This window comes from Microvirga pakistanensis, assembly GCF_004458765.1.
GTDB classification, from domain to species: Bacteria; Pseudomonadota; Alphaproteobacteria; order Rhizobiales; family Beijerinckiaceae; genus Microvirga; species Microvirga pakistanensis.
This window is the reverse complement of sequence record NZ_SPJX01000187.1, coordinates 192,909-214,205: the sequence shown is the minus strand read 5'-3', so window position 1 is coordinate 214,205 and position 21,297 is coordinate 192,909. Positions and strand designations below refer to the sequence as shown.

Sequence of the window (21,297 nt, the reverse complement as noted above, 5' to 3'; positions counted from 1 at the left end):
TTATGATGAAGGCCTGCTGGAGGAGCCTATGGAACCGCCGCTCCTGTCGATCCGTCAGCTGACGGTCGATTTTCATACCGATACCGGGGATTTCCGGGCGGTGGACGGCCTGACCTTCGACGTCCCGAAGGGCAGGACCGTGGCGCTCGTGGGTGAGTCCGGCTCCGGCAAGTCGGTGACGGCCCAGTCCATTCTCCAGATCCTGTCGAAGAAAGCCCGGATCTCCGGCGGCTCGATCATCTTCAACGATCCCACGCTTCCGACTTCCGTCGACATCGCCGCCCTCAAGCCCGAGGGCGAGGCCGTGCATCAGCTGCGCGGCGGGCGCATCGCCATGATCTTCCAGGAGCCGATGACGTCCCTCTCGCCGCTGCACACCATCGGCGATCAGATCTCCGAGGCGCTTCTGATCCATGCGGACGTGAGCAAGGCGAAGGCCCTGCAGCGCACCATGGAGGTGCTGGCGCGGGTCGGTTTTCCCGATCCGAAGCGGGCCTTGCGCAACTATCCCTTCGAGCTGTCCGGCGGCCTTCGCCAGCGCGCCATGATCGCCATGGCGCTGATCACGCGTCCGGCCCTCCTGATCGCCGACGAGCCCACGACCGCCCTTGACGTGACGACCCAGGCCCAGATCCTCGACCTCATCAAGGAGATCCAGGCCGAAACGGGCATGTCGGTGCTGCTGATCACGCACGATCTCGGCGTCGTTGCGAACATCGCCGACGAGGTGGTCGTCATGTATCGCGGCCGGATCATGGAGGCCGGCTCCCGGGAGGAGATCTTCCGCCAGGCCCAGCATCCCTATCTCCAGGCGCTCATGCGCGCGGTGCCGCGCTTCGCCATGGCGGAGAACGAACGCCTGACTCCGATCCGCGAGGTGAGGAGCACGGCGCTCGCCCGCGCCCATGCGCCCGAAAGGCCGCAGCCGCAAGGTCCGATCCTGAAGGCCGAGGGATTGACCAAATGCTTCGCCCTCCGCTCCGGCCGCTTCTTTGGAAAGCCGCGCATGGTCCGGGCCGTGAACGGGGTCGATCTCGCGCTGCCCGTCGGCAGGACGCTCGGCCTCGTCGGCGAGTCCGGCTGCGGCAAGACCACCGTGTCCAAGATGATCATGCGCGCGCTCGCGCCCGATGCCGGGTGCGTCCTGTTCGACGACGGCACGGGCCCGAAGGACGTTCACGGCCTCGAAGGCAAGGAGCTGACCGCCTATCGCCGCTCCGTGCAGTTCATCTTTCAGGATCCGTTCTCGTCGCTCAATCCGCGCATGACCGTCTACGAGATCCTGACCGAGCCGCTGCGGATACACGACATCGGCACCTCCGACGCGCGCTACGAGCGCGTGAAGCAGCTGCTCGACATGGTGGGCCTCGATCAGCGCTCCTTACGCCGCTATCCGCATTCCTTCTCCGGCGGACAGCGTCAGCGCCTCGGTATCGCGCGGGCCTTGGCGCTCGAGCCGCGCGTGCTCTTGTGCGACGAGCCGGTTTCCGCCCTCGACGTCTCGGTGCAGGCGCAGGTGCTGAACCTGTTGAAGGACCTGCAATCTGTCCTCGGACTCTCCTATCTCTTCGTGTCCCACAATCTCGCGGTGGTGGACTACATCGCCGACACCATCGCGGTCATGTGCCGGGGCTACATCGTCGAGGAGGCACCGAAATCCTCTCTCTTCCGCAACCCGGTCCATCCCTACACGCAGGCGCTTCTCGCGGCGGTGCCGGATCCGGATCTCGACCGGCCCCTCGATTTCGCGCAGCTGCGCGCCGACCGCTTCTCGAACCCGGCCAAATGGCCGGAACCCTTCCGCATCCCGGACGGGGAGTTCGGCGTCATGGAAGAGATCGAGCCGGGCCACAAGGTTCGCCTGGGACGCGCCAAGGCACAGGAGGCCGCCTGATGATGACTTGGTTGCGGGGAAAGCGTCTGGTTCTTGCTCTTGCGTGCGGTCTCCTGGCGCTGCCGGCCGGAGCGCAGGACGTGAAGGAAACGCCCTTCTTCAAGGATGGCGCGAGAAAGCTGCCGCCTGTCGCCGAGCGCGTTCCGTCGACGCCGCTCGTGGTCGAGGCCGCGGGACAGCCCGGCGGTGAGATCGTGACGCTGGTGCCGCGGGCCCGCGACATCCGCTATATCTCGACCTATTCCTACACGCGTCTCGTCGGCTACGACCGCCACCTGCAGCTTCAGCCCGATCTTCTCGAGTCCTTCGACAATCAGGACGACAGGGTCTACACCTTCCGGCTTCGGGCCGGCCACCGCTGGTCGGACGGCACGCCTTTCACGGCGGAGGACTTCCGCTATTATTGGGAAGACATCGCGCTCAACAAGGAGCTCTCGCCGGCCGGACCGCCCGAGTTCATGCTGGTGGACGGAAAGCCTCCCCGCTTCGAAGTGCTTGACGAGCGCACAATTCGCTACAGCTGGGACAAGCCCAATCCGCGCTTTCTGCCGCAGCTCGCGGGGCCGCTCGACCCCGCGATCTACAGGGCCTCGAAATACCTCAAGCAGTTCCACGCCAAATATGCGGACCCTACCTCTCTCGAGGAGAAGGCCAAGCAGCAGAAGCTTAAATCCTGGGCCGCCCTTCACAACCGCGTGGACGACATGAAGGAGCAGACGAACCCGGACCTGCCGACCCTCATGCCCTGGCGCGTGACGAACGCGGCGCCAGCCAACCGCTTCGTCTTCGAGCGCAATCCCTACTACCATCGCGTCGATCGCCAAGGGCATCAGCTTCCCTATGTTGACCGCGTCGTCATGGACGTCTCGGCGGGCGGGCTCTTCGCCGCCAAGGCCAATGCGGGCGAAACGGATCTCCTGTTCCGCGGCCTTTCCATGGGCGACATTCCGGTGCTCAAGGAAGGCGAGAAGATGCAGGGCTACAAGACCTTGATCTGGCCCTATGCGCGCGGCACGGAGCTGGCGCTCTATCCCAACCTCAACACCGTCGATCCGGTCTGGCGCCAGCTCAACCGCGATGTCCGCTTCCGCCGCGCCCTTTCCCTCGGCATCGACCGGAAGACCCTGAACAATGCCCTGCTGTTCGGCCTCGGGACCGAGGGCAACAACACGGTGGTTTCCGAGAGCCCCCTCTTCTCGCCGGAGCTGCGCACGCTCAATGCCGTGTACGATCCGGCTCAAGCCTCCCGGCTCCTCGACGAGATTGGCCTGACGAAGCGCAACGGGGCGGGCTTTCGTCTTCTGCCGGACGGGCGCGAACTGGAGATCATCGTCGAGACGGACGGGGAGAGCAGCCTCGTGGTGGACGGGCTCACCCTCATCGGCGAGTTCTGGCGCGAGATCGGCGTGCGGCTCTTCGTGAAGCCGCAGGACCGCACGGTGCTGCGCAACCGCTCCTTCGCGGGGTTGACGGTGATGGTGGCAGCCCCCGGTTTCGACAACGCCGTTCCCACCCCTATCATGCCGCCGACGGAACTCGCGCCCATGCGGCAGGACAATTACGCCTGGCCGAAGTGGGGGCAGCATGTCGAGACGAAAGGCATGAACGGAGAAGCCATCGACGTGCCGGAGGCTAAGCGGCTGTCCGATCTCTATGCCACCTGGATGTCGACGGGCGACGAGGCCGTCCAGACCCAGGTCTGGCGCGAGATGCTCCTGAACCACGCGGAGAATCAATGGGTGATCGGCACGGTGGCCGGCGCCTTGCAGCCCATCGTCGTCCGCAACGGCCTGCAGGGCCTGCCCGTGAAGGCGCTCTACTCCTGGGAGCCGACGGCCATGCTCGGCATCTATCGGGTCGACGAGATCTACTGGAACAAGGCCGCCGGCAAAGAGGCCCGCCGATGATCCGCTTTTTGTTGCGTCGCCTCGGCACCATGGCGGTCACGCTCCTCATCATCTCGGCCCTCGTGTTCTTCATCATCAAGCTGCCGCCGGGAGACTTCCTCTCCAACCTGATCCACGAGCTGCGGGCGCAGAACGACAACGCCTCCATCGCCAAGGCCGAATTCCTGATCAAGCAATACGGCCTCGACCGCCCGGCCTGGGAGCAGTACCTGATCTGGATCGGCGCGATGCCGGGCCCCAATGGATTCTCGGGGCTTTTGCAGGGCGATTGGGGATGGTCCTTCGAGTACGACAAGCCCGTCGTGGACGTGGTGGGCGATGCCCTGTGGCTGACGCTCCTCGTGAACCTCGCGGCGGTGATCTTCATCCACCTGGTCGCGATCCCCATCGCCATCTACTCGGCCACGCGGCAATATTCGATAGGCGATTATCTGGCGACCTTCATCGGCTATCTCGGGCTCGCCACCCCGAGTTTCCTGCTTGCCCTCATTCTGCTCTACTACCTGAACCGCTGGTTCGGCATCTCCATCGGTGGGCTCTACGATGCGAAATACGCGGGCGAGCCCTGGACCTGGGAGAAAATCCGGTCGCTCCTGTCGCATCTCATCGTGCCCACGATCGTGATCGGGCTTGCGGGCACGGCCTCGATGATCCGGCGCATGCGCGCGAACCTGCTCGATGAACTCGGCAAGCAATATTACGTGACGGCGAAGGCCAAGGGACTGGGCCCCACAAAGGCGCTCCTGAAATATCCGTTCCGCATGTCGCTCAATCCCTTCATCGCGGATATCGGCAATCTGCTGCCGCACTTGGTGTCGGGTTCGGTGCTGGTGTCGCTGGTGCTCAGCCTTCCGACCGTGGGACCCATCCTGCTCAGCGCGCTGAAGAACCAGGATCAGTTCCTGGCGGGCTTCATCCTGATGTTCGTGGCGGTTCTCACCGTGGTCGGCATGCTGGTCTCCGACCTTCTCCTGGCCTGGATCGATCCGCGCATTCGCATGGGAGGCGGGCGATGAACACGCTGCCCACCCGCGCGCGCCACTACGTCGATCCGTCGCCGTTCGATGCCGGCGCGAGCGAGCCCATCGGCACCGAGAACGAGAGCTTCTACCGCGCCTCGTCCTGGCAGCTCATGTGGTGGAAGTTCCGCCGCCACAAGGTGGCCGTGGCGGCCGCCTTCGTGCTGCTGGCCTTCTATCTCGCCGTGCCCTTCGTCGAGGTGATCGCCCCCTACAATCAGACCAAGCGCAACGGCGATTTCCTCTATGCGCCGCCGCAGGGCATTCACCTGATGCACGAGGGGCGCTTCATCGGCCCCTTCGTTTATCCCTACAAGTACAGCTTCGATCTCGAGACCTTCCGGCGCGTCTACACGGTCGACCGGTCCCAGCCGCAGCCGCTCCGGTTCCTCTGCCGGGGCGATTCTTACGAGTTCTGGGGGGTCTGGACTACGAACGTGCATCTCGTCTGCCCGCCCGAGAACGGCACCCTGTTCATCCTCGGTACGGACCGGCTGGGACGGGATCTCTTCTCCCGCATCGTCTACGGCGCGCGCATCTCGCTCACCATCGGGCTCATCGGCATCGCGGTGTCCTTCACCCTCGGTCTCTTCTTCGGAGGGCTCGCGGGCTATCTGGGCGGCTGGGTCGATCACGTGATCCAACGCATGATCGAGATCCTGCGCTCCCTGCCCGAGCTGCCGCTCTGGCTCGCGCTCTCGGCGGCGCTGCCGCCGAACTGGAGCCCGATCCTCGTCTTCTTCGGCATCACGATCATCTTAGGGCTCCTCGACTGGCCGGGGCTGGCGCGGGCGGTGCGCTCGAAGCTGCTCGCCTTGCGCGAAGAGGACTTCGTGAAGGCCGCCGAGCTGATGGGCGCGTCCAAGGGGCGTGTCATCGCGCGCCATCTCATCCCGAACTTCATGAGCCACCTGATCGCGTCCGCGACGCTCTCGATCCCGTCGATGATCCTAGGCGAGACCGCCCTCTCCTTCCTGGGGCTAGGCCTTCGCCCGCCGGTCACGAGCTGGGGCGTGCTGCTCAACGAGGCGCAGAACCTCGCCGCCGTGCAGCTCCACCCGTGGCTGCTCTTTCCCATGGTGCCGGTGATCATCGTGGTGCTCGCCTTCAACTTCATGGGCGACGGCATGCGCGATGCGGCGGACCCGTATCATTGAGCGGGAACCGACGCGCATGAGAATCTCAGATCCCCTCTCCTCGTCATCACCGGCCTTGTGCCGGTGATCCCGATGATGAAGGACGCGGCGCTCTTCCGAACGGGATGGCCGGGACAAGTCCGGCCATGACAACCGTGGGGGCACGTCACGCATGAAAAAGGCGCCTTGCGGCGCCTTTCCCGTTTCCATCTTAGCGTCGACGGGGGCTCTTTTCGAGCCAGGCCACCTGGGCTCCGTCACGCCTTCCGTCCGACGAACGGGCGGCGGGGCGGCCCTGCTGGGGACGCTGACCCTGAGCGGGCTTCTGGCCTTGCGCGGGACGCTGCTGGCCCGCGGCCGGATGGCCGCCCTGCGGCTGGCCGCCTGCGGGCTTTCCGCCACGGCGACGACGCTTGGGTCCCTTGTCGGCGTTCGGATCCGCCTGCCGCGGCTGGCCGTGGCCCTGATGCCCGCGGGAATGGGGAGCCGGACGACCGCGCTGCGGCTCGCCGCGGCGCTCCGAACTCTCGGACGGAGCCGGAGCGGCGGGCAGCCCTTCCGGCAGCGGCATGACCGGCACCTTCAGGCGCGTCAGCTTCTCGATGTCCTTCAGATAGGCCTTTTCCTCGTCGTTGCAGAACGAGATCGCAAGGCCCGAAGCGCCGGCGCGTGCAGTGCGGCCGATGCGGTGGACATAGGATTCCGGCACGTTCGGCAGGTCGTAGTTGATGACGTGCGTCACGCCTTCAACGTCGATGCCGCGGGCGGCGATGTCGGTGGCCACAAGCACCCGGCAGGAACCGTCCCGGAAGCCCGCGAGAGCGCGCTCGCGCTGCGGCTGGGACTTGTTGCCGTGAATGGCGGCGCCCACGATGCCGGCCTTGTCGAGGCCGCGCACGACCTTGTCCGCGCCGTGTTTGGTGCGGGTGAAGACGAGCACGCGGTCGATGGACGGATCGCGCAGGAGCGTCTCGAGCAGAACCTGCTTGCGGTTCGTCGGCACGAAGATGACGCTCTGGTCCACGCGCTCGGCGGTGGTGGCGACGGGCGTCACCGCCACATGGGCCGGATCGCGCAGGAACGAATCCGCAAGAGTCGAGATCGTCTTCGGCATGGTGGCCGAGAAGAACAGGCTCTGGCGCTCCTTCGGCAGCAGGGTCACAATCCGCTTCAACGCATGGATGAAGCCGAGATCGAGCATCTGGTCCGCCTCGTCGAGCACCAGGATCTCGATGTCACGCAGGGACAGCGACCTGCGGTCCACGAGGTCGAGCAGACGGCCGGGCGTGGCGACGAGCACGTCGATGCCGTTCGCCAGCGCCTTCTCCTGGCGGGAGATCGTGACGCCGCCGAACACCACCTCGGTGGTCAGGCGCAGGTTGCGGCCATAGGCCTTGAAGCTGTCGGCGATCTGGCCGGAGAGCTCGCGGGTCGGGCTGAGCACGAGCACGCGCGGGCTCTTGGGCTTGCGCGGCTTCGGGTTCTGCGAAAGGCGATGCAGGATCGGGAGCGCGAAGGCCGCCGTCTTGCCGGTGCCGGTCTGGGCGATGCCGCAGACGTCGCGGCCTTCCATGGCATAGGGGATGGTCTGGGCCTGGATGGGCGTGGGCTTCTCATAGCCCTCAGCGGCCAAGGCCTTCAGGATCGGCTGGGCCAATCCGAAATCAGTGAAGAGTGTCAAGGTGATATCGTCTTTCGAACGGATGCGGTGAGCCGCAAAGCAGGTTCGGCTTGGATAAGCAAAGGCGCTTCAGGGCTCTCAAGGCGACAACCCGCGTGATGGGGCCGTCGTATGGGTCAAGCGATTGAAGAAGGGGACCGGGCTTTCACCGAGGAGGCGAATTTCCGTCACGCAGTCCCGCTCAAGCGGCTCGTGGTCGAGCGCTGACGCCGTGCTGTTCATATGAGGGTTCGGGGCCTGTTCGTCAACCTCGCAGCCTGACATAAAGGATTACAGCAGCATAAGATACCATATCATGTCCTCCCCCGCCCGCATGCCCTGGGCCTTCGTTTCCGCCCTGTCGCTGACCCAGCTCGTCTCCTACGGCACGATCTTCTACGCCTTCGCTCTCTTCGTCGAACCCATGGGACGGGAGCTCGGCTGGAGCAAGTCCGAGCTGATGGCCGGCTATTCCCTGGCCCTCGGCACCTCCGCGTTCTTCGCCGTTCCGGTCGGGCGTTTTATCGATCTGGGCCATGGCCGTGCGGTCATGGCCGGCGGCTCCGTCCTGGCGGCCGTGCTCCTCGCGCTCTGGTCGCGGGTCGAGAGCTATCCGGCCTTCCTTCTGATCTGGGCGGCGATGGGGCTTTCCATGAGCAGCGTGTTCTACGAGCCGGGCTTTGCGGTTCTGGCCCGCAGGCTCGGCTTTCTCGCCCGCCGGGGCATCACCTTCATGACCCTCGTGGGCGGCCTCGCGAGCACCGTCTTCATCCCGCTTACCCACCTGCTCATCGAGCATATGGGCTGGCGCAGCGCCCTTCTCGTCCTGGCCGGCTTCAACCTTCTCGTCTGCGCCGCCATCCATGCCGTTGCGATCCCCCCGGCGCTGAAGAGGCCCCCTCATCCGTCGAGCGAGCCGCCGCGCCCTCTCCCGCCGAGCGCCCGCTCCGTCCTGCTCAAAGCCTCGTTCTGGTGCTTCGTAGCATGCTCCGTTCTCCAGGGCCTCATCGCGGCAGCAATGCCTGTTCACCTGATCCCGCTGCTCACCGAGACCGGCTACAGCCTGGAGATGGCCGTCCTCGCCTTCTCGATCATCGGGCCCGCCCAGGTCGCCGGACGGATGATCATGGCCCTGGGGGAGCGGACCTTCGGCATGAAGGGCACCGGCGTGGCGACCCTGGGGCTCGGCGTGCTTGCCTTCGCGCTCCTGCCGCTGCTCTCTCCGGGATCCTGGTGGGTGGGCGCCTTCGCGGTGCTCTTCGGGGCCTCGAACGGGATGATGACCATCGTGCGCGCCCTGCTGCCTCCGGAGTTGTTCGGCCGCGAGAACTACGGCGTCATCCAGGGAATGATCGCCATGCCGGTCCGCCTGACCACGGCCAGCGCCCCCTTCCTGTTCGGGGCCTTGTGGGCTTGGTGGGGCAGCTACACGGCGGTCACGATCCTGTGCCTGGGCCTTTCCGTCGCCGCCCTCGGCTCGTTCCTGGCTGTCCTGGTATTACAGAAGGGAGGTGAAAAGCCGGAAAATTCTCTTGCGTTAGACGGCTAAAGAACTCATTTGCTGCCAGATTAAGAATGGCCTGGTTTGAGAGAAAGACGCGTACGGTGACGGCAGTAACGGATCTTCTGGTTGTTGGGGGCGGCATCAACGGAGCGGGCATTGCCCGCGATGCGGTGGGCCGGGGGCTCTCGGTGGTGCTCTGCGAGCAGGGCGATCTGGCAGGCTACACCTCGTCCGCCTCCACCAAGCTCATCCATGGCGGCCTGCGCTATCTCGAATATTACGAGTTCCGCCTCGTGCGCGAAGCCCTGTTCGAGCGCGAGCGCCTGCTCAATTCCGCCCCTCACATCATTTGGCCCCTGCGGTTCATCCTGCCGCACGAGAAGGGTATCCGGCCGGCCTGGTTCGTGCGCCTGGGCCTCTTCCTCTACGACCATCTCGCCCCGCGCAAGAAACTGCCCGGCACGGACACCATCAAGCTCACCCGGCACCCCGCCGGCCAGGGCCTCAAGCCCGGCTTCGACACCGCCTTCGTCTATTCCGACTGCTGGGTCGAGGACAGCCGCATGGTGGCGCTCAACGCTCTCGATGCCTTCGAAAAGGGCGCCGACATCCGCGTGCGCACCAAGCTCGTCTCCGCCCGCCGCGACGGCCAGACCTGGGTGGCGAGCCTCCAGGACGTGGAGACCGGCGAGACGCAGGAGATCCGCGCCAAGGCGATCGTCAATGCGGGCGGGCCGTTCGTGGCCGACGTGCTCAACGCCAAGCTGGGTCTCAACACCACCAAGAGCGTGCGCCTCGTCAAGGGCAGCCACATCGTGGTGCCCCGTCTCTTCGACACGGAGCAGGCCTTCATCCTGCAGAACACGGACAAGCGCATCGTGTTCGCGATCCCTTATCAGGAGAAGTTCACCCTCATCGGCACCACCGACATCCCGGTCGAGGCGGTTCCCGACAAGAAGGTCGAGATCAGCCCGGACGAGGTGCAGTACCTCTGCAACGTGGTGAACCATTTCTTCAAGAAGCAGGTCACGCCGGCGGACGTGGCGTGGAGCTATTCGGGCGTGCGCCCGCTCTTCGACGACGGCTCGTCCAACGCCTCGGCCGTGACTCGCGACTACGTGTTCGACATGGACGCGCCGCAGGGACAGGCGCCGGTGCTGTCGATCTTCGGCGGCAAGATCACCACCTTCCGCAAGCTCTCGGAACATGCGCTCGAAGAGCTGAAGGCCTTCTTCCCTGACATGAAGCCGTCCTGGACGGAGAACGCGAAGATGCCGGGCGGCGACATCATCGACGCCGATTTCGACCGCTTCTTCGCCACCGTACGCCAGCGCTGGCCCTTCCTGCCCGAGACAGTCGCCCACCGCCTCGCCCGTGCCTACGGCACGCGCATCGTGGACATCCTGGGCGAAGCCAAGGCCATGGCCGATCTGGGCGAGGATTTCGGCGCAGGCCTGACGGCGGCGGAAGTCGACTACCTCATGCGCCGGGAATGGGCCCGCAGCGCCGAGGACATCCTGTGGCGCCGCTCCAAGCTCGGTTTGCATGTGCCCGCTGGTGCTCCGGCCAAGATTGATGCCTATATTGCCAAGCAGAGAGCAGCATCCATCGCGGCTCAATGACAAGCATCGGGAGGCACGCCCATGGCCCAGTATATCGGCGCAATCGATCAGGGCACGACCAGCTCTCGCTTCATCGTCTTCGACAAGGCCGGAGCCATCGTGTCGGTCGGCCAGAAGGAGCACGAGCAGATCTACCCGAAGCCCGGCCATGTGGAGCACGACCCGCTCGAGATCTGGCGCAACACGCAAGGCGTGATCGAGGAGGCGCTGGCCAAGAAGGGGCTCAAGCCCCAGGACCTCGCCGCGATCGGCATCACCAATCAGCGTGAGACCACGCTGATCTGGGACCGGCGCACCGGCCAGCCCCTGCACAACGCCCTCGTCTGGCAGGACACGCGCGTGGATGCGATCGTCGAGGAATTCGCCCGGGACGGCGGCCACGACCGCCTGCGGGCGAAGACCGGGCTGCCCCTGGCCAGCTACTTCTCCGGCCTCAAGCTGCGCTGGCTTCTCGACAACGTTCCCGGCGCGCGGGAGAAGGCGGAAGCCGGAGACGTGCTGTTCGGCAATGTCGATACGTGGCTCGTCTGGAACCTGACGGGCGGCGTGGACGGCGGCTGCCACATCACCGACGTGACCAATGCCAGCCGCACGCAGCTGATGAACCTGCACAGCCTCGACTGGGACGAGGAGATCCTGTCGCTCTTCGACATTCCACGGGCCTGCCTGCCGCAGATCAGGTCTTCGAGCGAGGTCTACGGACTGGCCCAGGACAATCTGGCGGGGGTGCCGATCGCGGGCATTCTCGGCGACCAGCAGGCGGCTCTCGTCGGCCAGGCCTGCTTCCAGTCGGGAGAAGCCAAGAACACCTACGGCACCGGCTGCTTCATGCTGATGAACACGGGCGAGACGCCCTACCCGTCGCAATGCGGCCTCCTGACGACCCTGGGCTATCGGTTCGGCACGGGTAAGCCGGTGTACGCGCTCGAAGGCTCGATCGCGATCGCGGGCGCCCTCGTGCAGTGGCTGCGGGACAATCTCGGACTGATCCGCACGAGCCAGGAAATCGAGACTCTGGCGCGCAGCGTGGAGGACAATGGCGGGGTCACGATCGTCCCGGCCTTCTCGGGTCTCTACGCGCCGCATTGGAACAGCCATGCGCGCGGGCTGATCGGCGGGCTGACGCGCTACGCCACCCGGGCGCATATCGCCCGCGCCGCGCTGGAGGCCACGGCGTTCCAGACCCGGGAGGTGCTGGACGCCATGACCAAGGACACCGGCATTGCCGTGAAGGAACTGCGCACGGATGGCGGCATGGTGGTCAACGACCTGCTGATGCAGTTCCAGGCCGATATTCTTGACGTTCCCGTGGTGCGCCCGAAGGTGATCGAGACCACCGCGCTGGGCGCCGCCTACGCGGCCGGGCTTGCGGTCGGGTTCTGGGCCGGCAAGGACGAGCTCGTGCGCAACTGGGCGGTCGACAAGCGCTGGACGCCCGCCATGGAGGCGCCCCGCCGCGCCCGCCTGAACGCCGAGTGGGACAAGGCCGTCGCCCGCTCCCTCGACTGGGCCGAGTGAGCCCGGAGACGGCGGCCCGGAGGCCGCCTCCTTCGTGCACGTCAGCCGTTGAGCGCCGCGCGGATCTTTTCCGCATGAGCCGCCAGCACGTCGTTGGCTTCCATCTGGCCCGTATGCGGCTTCAGGGAGACCCCATCGAAACGCGGGATGATGTGGACATGCAGGTGAAACACCACCTGTCCGCCCGCGCTCTCGTTGAACTGCTGGATCGTCAGCCCGTCGGCGGAGAAGGCTTCTTTCGCCGCGCGGGCGACGACCTGGACCGCCTTGGCGAGTTCCGCGAGATCGTCGGGCCTCGCGTCGAGAATGTTGCGCGCCTTCGCCTTGGGGATGACGAGCACATGTCCCTCGCCCCGAGGCATGATGTCCATGAAGGACAGCACATGCTCGGTCTCGTAGACCTTGTGGCACGGCAGCTCGCCTCTCAGGATCTTCGCAAACACGTTGTTGTCGTCGTAGGTCATCCTGCCCTCTCGCGGTTCATGGCGGTCGACACTCATACACCGCCCGAACCCTCCGATCACTCCCGACGAGCAGCCTGCAAGCCCGCCCTGCCCCCGACTCCACAGAAGAAAGGGCTTTGCGTGCGGGATCACAGGTTTGAGACAATCAGCCTTCTGGGAGAGAAATCTCAGAGTCTAACCTGGACGGGAGCATAGTCACTTCAGGCGGTCCCTAAAATATTAGCCCTGAATCGCTCCTGATCTCGAGAGCGCCTCGACATCTGGGAATCTTGCAAACCTATGCCCTAGACTCAATCATCCCCAAATACTAACATCGTAATCGTGTTAACTTCTTAAATATAATCATCGATATTCTCTGCGTTCCCAACTTGTCGCACCCCCCACGGAGGGCGACACAAACAACAGAATCTCGCCATTATTTAAGCGTGGCAATCGAAACGGAAAACGTTCTTCATCTACATTGCTTTTTTTCATAGAAATTTTTTGCAAAGGTTCCGCCCTCCTCACCGGAACCATCGAATTAGCGAGTGGTTGTTCAACCACGAACATCATTGGTCAAGGAGGCTTAAGATGGCGCCAAGTGGTTCGACTTCGAAGCGCGGTTTCGCGTCCATGGATTCAGACCGTCAGCGTGAAATTGCCAGCAAAGGCGGCAAAAGCGTTCCTGCCGAGAAGCGCTCCTTCTCGCAAGATCGCGAACTCGCCTCCGAGGCTGGCCGCAAGGGTGGTCAGGCTTCGGGTAACACCCGCGGCAATCAGGAATAGCGATCACAGAATTCATTCTAAAAGGGGCCGCTTGGCGGCCCCTTTATTTTTGCGCTCTCCAATAAAAAGAAGTTACAGGCCGAAGTGCCGCCCGGGCCTGGCGGCCTCGACGATCGCCTCCATCCGGGCGCCCTCGATCCCGGTCACGGCCCTGAATTCCTGCAGATTCGGCACCGGGAAGACGATGCTCCCGAGATCGATGTGGCGCGAGAGCTCGCCCGCCAGCGCCGACATGAGCTCGAGCGGCGAGACGCCCAGCAAGGCCGACGCCTCCCTGGCCAGCTCAGAACCGGGCTGCCGCGATGCGCCGATCAAGGTCATCAGACAATACTCATCGAGGGTCCCGCACCGCGACCGCAGCGGACGGTGCTCGAAAGCCTCTCCCCGCTGGCGGGTCAAGGCGAAGGCCAACAACAGGGCATCGGATACGATCCCCTTGGCCGCACTGGCTTCGACATAGGCGGCAAGCCCGCGCTCGGGCTCGTCGAGAAGGGCAAGGTCATATTGATCGTCCAGGCTGCCGATCGATCGAAAGATGTCGATCACCGGCACGACGCTGGGATGGAAAAGAACGGCAACAGGATCGTGCCCGATGGGATTTGCGAATACTTTGGTCATGAAACGAACAAGCCCGGGAACAACGGTGCTAAACCCTCAGAGGTGACGCTGAACGCCCGGATTCAGGCTCCGGGACCGGGCTTGCACGACAAGGTGCCGCCGCAGCATGAGGGGACATGTCACCTCGTCCTGCTGGCAATCCTGCACGATCCCGCTCAGCATCCAGGCCACATTCGGCTTCTCCCGAGGGGAGGAGCTCGAAGCGAGCCGGGAGAATTCGTCGGGCAGCTCCTCCTGACACAGGGCCGCATCCAGTTCGTTGGTCGCAGTCATCGTCGCCTCCGCATTGTCTTGGCTGGGCAACGTACCCGCAACGCCCCGGTTCCTCCTGCGGCAGAAAGTTCGGTTCAAGGCAGCTCAGGTCCTTCGGAACAATCGTCCGGACCCGGCGTTGTACCAGTAACCGGTTCGAATGCCCCCTTGAGCCGGCACCTTTCAAGGCGCAGTCATTTCATGACTGCGCCTTTTGTTTTGGCACCCTCGCGCTCGACGAAAAACGACGCCCCGGTTGTCCGAGGCGCCGCTGATCGGCACTTGCCGACAGACGTTACTGCTGGGGCGTGGCGCCGCCCGCGCCGGTCGTTCCCGTGGTCGACCCGCCGCCGTTGTTGCCCTCGGCCTTGAACGCCGGAGCAGCCTGGAGTTCAGCCTTGGTCATGCGCAGGATCACACGGTCCGGCTCGTTGGCCGAAGCCCCGTTGCCGCTCCCGGCGGCAGCGTTGTTGGTGGCCATGTTCGAATTCGACATGCCGCCGGTATTGCCCTGACCCGGCTGATTGCCCGTGGTGGTCGAGCCGGTGGTGGCCACATTGCCGCTGCCGGCGCTGTTGTTGTCCATGGCGTTCGCCTGCTGGCTGTTGGCGAACTCGAGAGACTTGAACGGAACGGCCACATCCTTTTCGCCGATGCCCAGGAAGCCGCCGACGCCCACCACGACGGCCATGACCTGGCCGTTACGGTCCACGATCACGTCGTTGATGTCGCCGATCGACTCGTTGTTGGTGCTGACGACGCGGGTTCCGATCAGGTCGGAGGCCATGACCTGGGTCGGCTGGATCTGTGTCATGAACTGCCCCTGCGAGCCGCTCTGGTTCATCGCGGACGAACCGGCGGAGGGAGCCGTCATGGGCGAGGAACCGGTTGCGCCGGGCTGCATGGCCGGCGATCCGGAGGTGGTCGCACCAGACCCCGATGCCGTCGGACGATCGGTCGGGGCGGAAGGCTGGGTCTGAGCGAGAGCGGGCGCAGCCGCGAAAGCCGTCACGACGAGGCAAGTTGCCATATGCTTCTTCAGCATCGTGAAATTCTCCTGAATGTTCATTGAGTCGCGATATGCGCCAAACTGCGCAATGACAAAACGCAATGCCCAGGCACACGTTCCAAATATCGATGTATTCCTATTTCTCAAGAACGCATATTATTCAGAAACAGGAAGATGAATACTTATTCATCTCGATCCATCGAAGCTCCATGCTTGGACAGGGACGAGCCTTGCTTCATGTGTTCTTCAAACTCGGGTGCGCGTGAACAGCCCGCTCCAGGAAGGCTTCAGAGGACGGACCGATCCATGAGCGCAAGGCAAAGGCTCGGCATCCGGTTGGCGCTGGCGCTCGCCAGGGGGCTCACATCGCCCATGCAGCCCACCGGGGTCTTGCGCTTCTGCTTGCGAGGTTCGTTTTCGCCCTCCCGGGCGACGGGCGCCTGCTGAACCGCCGGGGCCTGCAATTCGTCCCTGGTTGCCATGACGGGAATCTCGGTGTTCTTCGAAACCGTCGTGATGCCCGAACGCGGGTCGGACCGGAAGAGCACCTCGCCGTCGTCGCCCCGCAGGACGATCGTGGCGTGGGTCAGCCCGACGATCTCCACGATGGACACGCCCGTTCGGTCATCCGCCGGGCGGGGAGCCGTCAAACGATCGCCTTTGGGCGCTGCGTGCCCGTTGAGCGCCGCCTTCAGCAGAGACGACCTGAGGGATTCGATTCCGGTATCGGCGAAGGCGATTCCGCCAGCCAACACGACCGCTCCGGCCACAACGCCCAATCTCGTGGAGGTGAGGAGCATTCCCGTCTCCCTGCTGTTCAGCTCAACCATTCGAGAAAACAACGCAACCTTATCTTTGATGTTCCGGACCATTTCCGAGAAGACAATCAAAGAAAAAAGCGGGAACTTTTATTTTCCAAGGAGCGTTCTTAAAGCACCGGCCTCCTGGTCCTCCCCGCATTCCCCTTGTGCATTGGCCGGCACCTTTTAGACGGGCTTCCATGCCCGTCTTTTTTTGTTTCGATTACAGAGTGACAACAGAAAAGCCCGGCTCGAAAGCCGGGCTAATACTTGGCCATATCAGGAGCCGATCAGGCCGTCGCGGCGCGGGGCTCGCGGCGCTTCGCGGTCTGCTGGAAGAACAGCGCCTGACTGATCACCGCCGAGACGTTCGCCGGTTGGAACGGCTTGGCGATGAGGAAGGCCGGCTCGGGCCGCTCACCGGTGAGGAACCGCTCCGGATAGGCCGTGATGAAGATCACCGGCACTTCGAAGGATTTCAGGAGGTCGTTGACCGCATCGAGACCCGAGCTGCCGTCGGCCAGCTGGATATCGGCGAGGATCAGGCCGGGCTGCTTGGTGGAAGCGAGCTTGACGGCTTCGGTGCGTGTCCGGGCGACGCCCGTGACGTTGTGGCCGAGGCCCTCCACCAGCGCCTCGAGATCCATGGCGATCAGCGGCTCGTCCTCGATGATGAGGATGTCGGTGGCCATGTCGGCGGCCAGCTCGCGGCCCGCCTCGTCGACGAGCTCGCGCACCGTCTTCGTATCCACATCGAGAATCTGGCCGACCTCCTCCTCGCCGAAGCCCTCGAGGCAGGACAGGAGAAAGGCCTGTCGCGGAAGCGGAGTGATCTGGCCCAGGCGCACTTCCGCCGGCAGATCGCGCTGGATCTGCTCGCTGCGTCCGTTCACGGAGAGCGAATTCCAGATGCGGGTGAAGACCTGAAAGAGTTCAACCTTGACGTTACCGGAGGGGCCGATGGTCTCGGGCTCGCTGACCAGAGTCTCAAGGGTCGCGGCCACATAGGCGTCGCCCGCCATCTGGCTGCCCGTGAGTGCGCGTGCATAACGACGAAGATACGGTAAATGCTGGACGACAAGCTGAGCTGTCGACATTCGCTTCCCCTTAATTTGAGTGCTTTTGCCTCGTTGTACCGATGGTCCTTTCAACGTAGCAAAGCTGGAAAAGTTCCATTTCTGGAACTGTATTCGACAACAAGCGTTATTGCTCGAAAACGAGTATAGAGCTACTGCCAAGGTTGGCCATCCCTCAATATTGCGAGGGGTGGTAAGGGGAATCAGATGACAAGCGACAAGGGGAACAAGCTGGCTCGGGCACTCCCGAGAACACCTCTGAACGACGAGCTTGGGACAAGCGCAACACTCGACAGTAGCAGCCAAAAGCGCATCGGCGATCAATTGCGGGCCATGTACGACGAATTGATGCAGCAGCCCGTCCCGGACCGCTTCAAGGAATTGCTAGATCAGCTGGACAAGAAGAAGGACGGGTCGCAATGACCCTTGAGGCTGACCTCCGGGAGGGCTTGCTCGCGGCGGTACCCAGCCTGCGGGCCTTTGCCATCTCTCTCTCGGGTCAGGTCGACAAGGCGGACGATCTCGTTCAGGACACTCTTTTGCGAGCCCTCGCCAATCTTCATCGTTTCGAGCGCGGTACCAACCTGAATGCCTGGCTGTTCACGATCCTGCGCAATCTCTTCCATTCCGAATACCGCAAGCGCCGGCGGGAGGTCGAAGACCCGAACGGGTCCTATGCCGGGAGGCTGAAGATCCAGCCGGAACAGGGATCTCACCTCGATTTCGAGGATTTCCGCACGGCGCTCGCCCAGCTCCCCTCCGATCAGCGCGAAGCCCTGCTCCTGGTCGGCGCTTCGGGCTTTTCCTATGAGGAGGCCGCCGGCATCTGCGGATGCGCCGTCGGCACCATCAAGAGCCGCGTCAACAGGGCCCGTCTCCGCCTGGCCGCCCTCCTGAACGTGGACGACGTGGACGATCTCGGGCCCGACAGCATGACCCGCGCGGCCCTCCAGGGCTGATCGAAATCGCGTGCCCGCAAGAACCCTCACAAGAAAAAAGCGCCGCCTCGGGAGGCAGCGCTTTCATCGATAGGGAAAGACCCATTCCACAGGGCCTTACATGGGGCTTCGTCCGCGCAGGAGGCCGATCACGGCCGAAATGGCGAACAGAACGATCGCAACAAAGAAAATCAGCTTTGCGATCTCGACGGCGGTGCCGGCGATCCCGCCGAAACCGAACAGAGCCGCGACCAGCGCGATGATCAGAAAAGTGACAGCCCAACCGAGCATGGTGTTACCTCGCTAAGATTGAAGATCGGCGCTCAGCCGATGACGTTGAACCAACGCCAAGCGCGACAGTAAGGTTCCCCGCAAAAAGCCCAAGATCAGACATCCCCGAAGCTCGGCATAAGTATTTCTGCGACAGAAGATGAGTATGGAACCCAGCTCTCTCAGATACGTTTTTCAAAACACTTGGGAGATATGCCGATGACCCGTTCAGTTGCCCTTCGCGCATTTATTCTTTTCATGATTCTTACTGTTCTTGCAGGCGTCACGGGCTTGGCGTCGCAGACCCAGATTGCAGAAGTGGTTTTCATGGTTGGAGCGTCGTTGTCCGCTGTGCTGCTGTTCTTTGCACTCACCGTGCAGGCTCCCGCTCCGGTCCCGGTGCGTGTGCGCCGCCGCCGCTGACCGCACCGTTCCTTCCGAAGAGAGAAAGGCGGCTTGGTGTGCCGCCTTTTTGCTGTCAGGACTCGGTCGGATCGCCGCCGTTCGGATGCAGGACCGATCCGGTGATGTACGACGCATCCTCGCAGGCCAGGAAGAGATACGAGGGCGCGACCTCGTTCGGTTGGCCCGGTCGCTTGAGCGGCGTGTTCGCCCCGAAACTCTTCACCTTCTCGGCCGGGAACGTCGCCGGGATCAGCGGCGTCCAGATCGGTCCGGGCGCGACGCCGTTCACGCGGATTCCCTGCTCCGCGAGCTTCTGCGCCAGGGAGCGGGTGAAGGCGACGATGGCCCCTTTCGTGGCGCTGTAATCCAGGAGCTCGGAGCTGCCGCGATAGGCCGTGACCGAGGTCGTGTTGATGATGGAAGCCCCCTGCTTCAGGTGGGGCATCGCCGCCTGGACCATGTAGAAATAGCCGAAGATGTTCGTCCGGAAGGTCTTGTCGATCTGCTCGGGGGTGATCTCGGCGATCTCGCCCTTCGGATGCTGCTCGGCCGCGTTGTTCACGAGCACGTCGAGCTTGCCGAAGCGCTGGATCGTCTGATCCACGGCGGACCGGCAGAAGCCGGGATCGCCCACGTCGCCGGCCATGGTCAGGCACGCGCGCCCCTCCCTCTCCACGAGCTGCTTCGTGGCCTGCGCATCCTCGGTCTCGTCGAGATAGACGATGGCGATGTCGGCCCCTTCCCGCGCGAAGAGAACCGCGACGGCGCGCCCGATGCCGCTGTCGCCGCCCGTGATGAGAGCCACCCTGCCCTGGAGCCGCTGGCTCCCGGGATAGCGCGGTTCATAATCGGGCCTCGGATTCATCTCGGTCTCGTGACCGGGCTGATGGCCCTGCACCTGCGGCGGAAGCGTCTGCTGTTGTTCGGAGCTCACGGCATCTTTCCTTCTGGAGAGAACGATTCGGGCTCTCATGGTTCTTGAAAAAAGGAAGCCCGCGTTGAGGGCTCAACGCGGGCTCTGAAGGCGTGTTCCTGCGCGCCGCCTAAACGTGCGGCGGCTCGGCGGTGCGTGCCGGTCCCATGTTCAGGAGGTGATAGAGAATGATCGCCCCGAAGGTCGCCGTGCCGATGCCGTCGAGGGTGAAGCCCGCGACGTTCAGCTTGAAGTTGCCCGCGCCCAGGATCAGGGCGACCGCGACCGTGATGAGGTTGCGTGGGTTCGAGAGGTCGACCCGGTTCTCCACCCAGATCCGGCCTGCCGTCGCGGCGATCAGACCGAACACCACGATCGAGAGACCGCCGAGCACCGGCCCCGGAATGGTGCCGATGAAGGCGCCGAATTTCGGCGACAGGCCGAGCAGCAGCGCGAAGCCCGCCGCGATGACGAAGACGAGCGTCGAGTAGATGCGGGTCACGGCCATCACGCCCATGTTCTCGGCATAGGTGGTCATGCCCGTGCCGCCGGCGGCACCGGACAGCATCGTGGCCAGACCGTCGCCCATGAAGGCACGTCCGAGATAGGGATCGAGATTGCGGCCTGTCATGGCGCCGATGGCCTTGATGTGCCCGAGGTTCTCGGCCACCAGGATGATGGCCACGGGAGCGATCAGGCTCATGGCCCGCATGTCGAAGACCGGGCTCTGGAAGCTCGGAAGGCCGAACCAGGCCGCCTGACCGATCTTCGCGAAGTCGATGGGGGTTCCAAAACCCATGAGGTTCGCGAAGACGAAGTAGATCAGGTAGCCTAGCGCGCCGCCGATGAGCACCGGCAGGCGTCGTCCCATGCCGGGCGCATAGACCGCGACGATGCCCACCGACAGCACCGTGGCGAGCGCGATCCAGCGGGCGAAATCGGACCCGTTGGCGTTGTCCGGCGTCACGCCCGAAGCGCTGTTGATGGCGATCGGCGCCAGCACGAGGCCGATGGCGGCCACGATGGCGCCGGTGACCACGGGCGGCATGAGGCGCTCGATCCAGCGATGGCCCGCCATCTGGACGATCAGGCCGATGACGAAATAGAGCGCGCCCGCGGCGATGATGCCGCCGAGAGCCAGGGGAATGTTCGGGTTCGGGCTGCCGACCGACGCGCCGGTGGCCACCAGCACAGGCCCGATGAAGGCGAAGCTCGATCCGAGATAGCTCGGCACGCGGCCGCCGACCACGAAAAAGAAGATCAGGGTGGCGAGGCCGGAAAACAGGATGGAGACGTTGGGGTCGAAGCCCATCAGGATGGGAGCGAGCACCGTGGCGCCGAACATGGCCACCACATGCTGCAGGCCCACGACGACCATCTGGCCCGTCGGCAGCCTTTCGTCCGGCATGATGACGCCTTCGGTCTTCAAGGTCCATTTAGGCAGGAAACGATCGGTCATATGCTATTCCCCCAGACAATGACGCTTGAGGTGGCACCCTAGTGCCTGGGGTGGAGGAAAAGCTAGCG

At 64.0% G+C, this 21,297-nt stretch carries 21 protein-coding genes; 11 read left to right on the top strand and 10 right to left on the bottom strand.

Going from position 1 to position 21,297, the window contains the following annotated elements; all coding sequences use genetic code 11:
- Positions 1-28 precede the first annotated feature (28 nt).
- From E4K09_RS12760 to E4K09_RS12745, 4 genes are read left to right on the top strand one after another with little or no spacing between them, the layout of a single operon-like run.
- Positions 29-1,894, top strand: a complete 1,866-nt coding sequence (locus tag E4K09_RS12760) for an ABC transporter ATP-binding protein (protein WP_134497994.1) — start codon at positions 29-31, stop codon at positions 1,892-1,894.
- On the top strand, positions 1,894-3,801 hold the full coding sequence (locus tag E4K09_RS12755; RefSeq protein WP_134497526.1) for an ABC transporter substrate-binding protein: 1,908 nt from the start codon (positions 1,894-1,896) through the stop codon (positions 3,799-3,801). Before E4K09_RS12760 ends, E4K09_RS12755 begins: the two co-directional genes overlap by 1 nt.
- Positions 3,798-4,817, top strand: coding sequence for an ABC transporter permease (locus tag E4K09_RS12750; RefSeq protein WP_134497524.1), 1,020 nt, complete (start codon positions 3,798-3,800; stop codon positions 4,815-4,817). The genes E4K09_RS12755 and E4K09_RS12750 overlap by 4 nt, the downstream gene beginning before the upstream one ends.
- Complete coding sequence (locus E4K09_RS12745; RefSeq protein ID WP_134497522.1) at positions 4,814-5,977, top strand: ABC transporter permease; 1,164 nt, start codon at positions 4,814-4,816, stop codon at positions 5,975-5,977. The genes E4K09_RS12750 and E4K09_RS12745 overlap by 4 nt, the downstream gene beginning before the upstream one ends.
- A 190-nt stretch (positions 5,978-6,167) precedes the next feature.
- Here the strand turns inward: E4K09_RS12745 and E4K09_RS12740 are convergent, their stop codons facing one another.
- Positions 6,168-7,637 carry a DEAD/DEAH box helicase gene (locus tag E4K09_RS12740; protein ID WP_134497520.1) on the bottom strand — a complete coding sequence of 490 codons (1,470 nt, stop codon included), beginning with the start codon at positions 7,635-7,637 and terminating at the stop codon, positions 6,168-6,170.
- A 295-nt stretch (positions 7,638-7,932) separates the two neighbouring features.
- On the opposite strand from E4K09_RS12740, the gene E4K09_RS12735 reads away from it, so the two are divergent.
- From E4K09_RS12735 to glpK, 3 genes are read left to right on the top strand one after another with little or no spacing between them, the layout of a single operon-like run.
- Entirely contained in the window at positions 7,933-9,165 is a 1,233-nt protein-coding gene (locus E4K09_RS12735) for an MFS transporter (protein ID WP_134497518.1), read from the top strand.
- Positions 9,166-9,191: 26 nt separating this feature from the next.
- Positions 9,192-10,742: a glycerol-3-phosphate dehydrogenase gene (locus tag E4K09_RS12730; RefSeq protein ID WP_134497516.1), complete on the top strand. Its 1,551-nt coding sequence runs from the start codon at positions 9,192-9,194 to the stop codon at positions 10,740-10,742.
- A 21-nt stretch (positions 10,743-10,763) separates the two neighbouring features.
- Positions 10,764-12,260, top strand: a complete 1,497-nt coding sequence (gene glpK / locus E4K09_RS12725) for a glycerol kinase GlpK (protein ID WP_134497514.1) — start codon at positions 10,764-10,766, stop codon at positions 12,258-12,260.
- 41 nt (positions 12,261-12,301) lie between these two features.
- On the opposite strand, the gene E4K09_RS12720 is transcribed toward glpK, so the two are convergent.
- Positions 12,302-12,724, bottom strand: a complete 423-nt coding sequence (locus E4K09_RS12720; RefSeq protein WP_134497512.1) for an HIT family protein — start codon at positions 12,722-12,724, stop codon at positions 12,302-12,304.
- A gap of 570 nt (positions 12,725-13,294) precedes the next feature.
- Here E4K09_RS12720 and E4K09_RS12715 point away from each other — a divergent pair.
- The gene (locus E4K09_RS12715; RefSeq protein ID WP_091129372.1) at positions 13,295-13,489 is read left to right on the top strand and encodes a con-10 family general stress protein; all 195 of its coding nucleotides are present in this window, start codon (positions 13,295-13,297) and stop codon (positions 13,487-13,489) included.
- Between the two features lie 72 nt (positions 13,490-13,561).
- Here the strand turns inward: E4K09_RS12715 and E4K09_RS12710 are convergent, their stop codons facing one another.
- From E4K09_RS12710 to E4K09_RS12690, 5 genes are all read right to left on the bottom strand, one after another.
- On the bottom strand, positions 13,562-14,107 hold the full coding sequence (locus tag E4K09_RS12710) for a hypothetical protein (RefSeq protein ID WP_134497510.1): 546 nt from the start codon (positions 14,105-14,107) through the stop codon (positions 13,562-13,564).
- A 36-nt stretch (positions 14,108-14,143) separates the two neighbouring features.
- On the bottom strand, positions 14,144-14,380 hold the full coding sequence (locus tag E4K09_RS12705; protein ID WP_134497508.1) for a hypothetical protein: 237 nt from the start codon (positions 14,378-14,380) through the stop codon (positions 14,144-14,146).
- 274 nt (positions 14,381-14,654) lie between these two features.
- Positions 14,655-15,404: a PRC-barrel domain-containing protein gene (locus E4K09_RS12700; RefSeq protein WP_166802289.1), complete on the bottom strand. Its 750-nt coding sequence runs from the start codon at positions 15,402-15,404 to the stop codon at positions 14,655-14,657.
- A gap of 251 nt (positions 15,405-15,655) precedes the next feature.
- Entirely contained in the window at positions 15,656-16,168 is a 513-nt protein-coding gene (locus E4K09_RS12695) for a hypothetical protein (RefSeq protein ID WP_134497504.1), read from the bottom strand.
- Between the two features lie 290 nt (positions 16,169-16,458).
- A complete protein-coding gene (locus E4K09_RS12690; RefSeq protein WP_134497502.1) occupies positions 16,459-17,265 on the bottom strand; it encodes a response regulator in 807 nt (268 codons plus the stop codon).
- A 186-nt stretch (positions 17,266-17,451) separates the two neighbouring features.
- On the opposite strand from E4K09_RS12690, the gene E4K09_RS12685 reads away from it, so the two are divergent.
- A complete protein-coding gene (locus tag E4K09_RS12685; RefSeq protein WP_166802288.1) occupies positions 17,452-17,667 on the top strand; it encodes a NepR family anti-sigma factor in 216 nt (71 codons plus the stop codon).
- Positions 17,664-18,203, top strand: coding sequence for a sigma-70 family RNA polymerase sigma factor (locus E4K09_RS12680; RefSeq protein WP_134497500.1), 540 nt, complete (start codon positions 17,664-17,666; stop codon positions 18,201-18,203). Before E4K09_RS12685 ends, E4K09_RS12680 begins: the two co-directional genes overlap by 4 nt.
- 96 nt (positions 18,204-18,299) lie before the next feature.
- Here E4K09_RS12680 and E4K09_RS12675 read toward each other — a convergent pair whose 3' ends face one another.
- On the bottom strand, positions 18,300-18,473 hold the full coding sequence (locus E4K09_RS12675; RefSeq protein ID WP_009494036.1) for a DUF1328 domain-containing protein: 174 nt from the start codon (positions 18,471-18,473) through the stop codon (positions 18,300-18,302).
- A 198-nt stretch (positions 18,474-18,671) separates the two neighbouring features.
- Between E4K09_RS12675 and E4K09_RS12670 the strand changes: the two genes are divergently transcribed.
- On the top strand, positions 18,672-18,875 hold the full coding sequence (locus E4K09_RS12670; protein ID WP_134497498.1) for a hypothetical protein: 204 nt from the start codon (positions 18,672-18,674) through the stop codon (positions 18,873-18,875).
- A 55-nt stretch (positions 18,876-18,930) separates the two neighbouring features.
- On the opposite strand, the gene E4K09_RS12665 is transcribed toward E4K09_RS12670, so the two are convergent.
- Both E4K09_RS12665 and E4K09_RS12660 read right to left on the bottom strand, forming a co-directional pair.
- Positions 18,931-19,791 carry an SDR family oxidoreductase gene (locus tag E4K09_RS12665; RefSeq protein ID WP_134497496.1) on the bottom strand — a complete coding sequence of 287 codons (861 nt, stop codon included), beginning with the start codon at positions 19,789-19,791 and terminating at the stop codon, positions 18,931-18,933.
- A 109-nt stretch (positions 19,792-19,900) separates the two neighbouring features.
- The gene (locus tag E4K09_RS12660; RefSeq protein WP_134497494.1) at positions 19,901-21,229 is read right to left on the bottom strand and encodes a solute carrier family 23 protein; all 1,329 of its coding nucleotides are present in this window, start codon (positions 21,227-21,229) and stop codon (positions 19,901-19,903) included.
- Between the last annotated feature and the right edge of the window lie 68 nt (positions 21,230-21,297).

What these genes read in the sequence shown, in the direction of transcription:
- E4K09_RS12760 (WP_134497994.1), top strand. Translation starts at nt 29, where the DNA reads ATGGAACCGCCGCTCCTGTCGATCCGTCAGCTGACGGTCGATTTTCAT.
- E4K09_RS12755 (WP_134497526.1), top strand. Translation starts at nt 1,894, where the DNA reads ATGATGACTTGGTTGCGGGGAAAGCGTCTGGTTCTTGCTCTTGCGTGC.
- E4K09_RS12750 (WP_134497524.1), top strand. Translation starts at nt 3,798, where the DNA reads ATGATCCGCTTTTTGTTGCGTCGCCTCGGCACCATGGCGGTCACGCTC.
- E4K09_RS12745 (WP_134497522.1), top strand. Translation starts at nt 4,814, where the DNA reads ATGAACACGCTGCCCACCCGCGCGCGCCACTACGTCGATCCGTCGCCG.
- E4K09_RS12735 (WP_134497518.1), top strand. Translation starts at nt 7,933, where the DNA reads ATGTCCTCCCCCGCCCGCATGCCCTGGGCCTTCGTTTCCGCCCTGTCG.
- E4K09_RS12730 (WP_134497516.1), top strand. Translation starts at nt 9,192, where the DNA reads ATGGCCTGGTTTGAGAGAAAGACGCGTACGGTGACGGCAGTAACGGAT.
- glpK (WP_134497514.1), top strand. Translation starts at nt 10,764, where the DNA reads ATGGCCCAGTATATCGGCGCAATCGATCAGGGCACGACCAGCTCTCGC.
- E4K09_RS12720 (WP_134497512.1), bottom strand. Translation starts at nt 12,724, where the DNA reads ATGACCTACGACGACAACAACGTGTTTGCGAAGATCCTGAGAGGCGAG.
- E4K09_RS12715 (WP_091129372.1), top strand. Translation starts at nt 13,295, where the DNA reads ATGGCGCCAAGTGGTTCGACTTCGAAGCGCGGTTTCGCGTCCATGGAT.
- E4K09_RS12710 (WP_134497510.1), bottom strand. Translation starts at nt 14,107, where the DNA reads ATGACCAAAGTATTCGCAAATCCCATCGGGCACGATCCTGTTGCCGTT.
- E4K09_RS12705 (WP_134497508.1), bottom strand. Translation starts at nt 14,380, where the DNA reads ATGACTGCGACCAACGAACTGGATGCGGCCCTGTGTCAGGAGGAGCTG.
- E4K09_RS12700 (WP_166802289.1), bottom strand. Translation starts at nt 15,404, where the DNA reads ATGCTGAAGAAGCATATGGCAACTTGCCTCGTCGTGACGGCTTTCGCG.
- E4K09_RS12695 (WP_134497504.1), bottom strand. Translation starts at nt 16,168, where the DNA reads ATGCTCCTCACCTCCACGAGATTGGGCGTTGTGGCCGGAGCGGTCGTG.
- E4K09_RS12690 (WP_134497502.1), bottom strand. Translation starts at nt 17,265, where the DNA reads ATGTCGACAGCTCAGCTTGTCGTCCAGCATTTACCGTATCTTCGTCGT.
- E4K09_RS12685 (WP_166802288.1), top strand. Translation starts at nt 17,452, where the DNA reads ATGACAAGCGACAAGGGGAACAAGCTGGCTCGGGCACTCCCGAGAACA.
- E4K09_RS12680 (WP_134497500.1), top strand. Translation starts at nt 17,664, where the DNA reads ATGACCCTTGAGGCTGACCTCCGGGAGGGCTTGCTCGCGGCGGTACCC.
- E4K09_RS12675 (WP_009494036.1), bottom strand. Translation starts at nt 18,473, where the DNA reads ATGCTCGGTTGGGCTGTCACTTTTCTGATCATCGCGCTGGTCGCGGCT.
- E4K09_RS12670 (WP_134497498.1), top strand. Translation starts at nt 18,672, where the DNA reads ATGACCCGTTCAGTTGCCCTTCGCGCATTTATTCTTTTCATGATTCTT.
- E4K09_RS12660 (WP_134497494.1), bottom strand. Translation starts at nt 21,229, where the DNA reads ATGACCGATCGTTTCCTGCCTAAATGGACCTTGAAGACCGAAGGCGTC.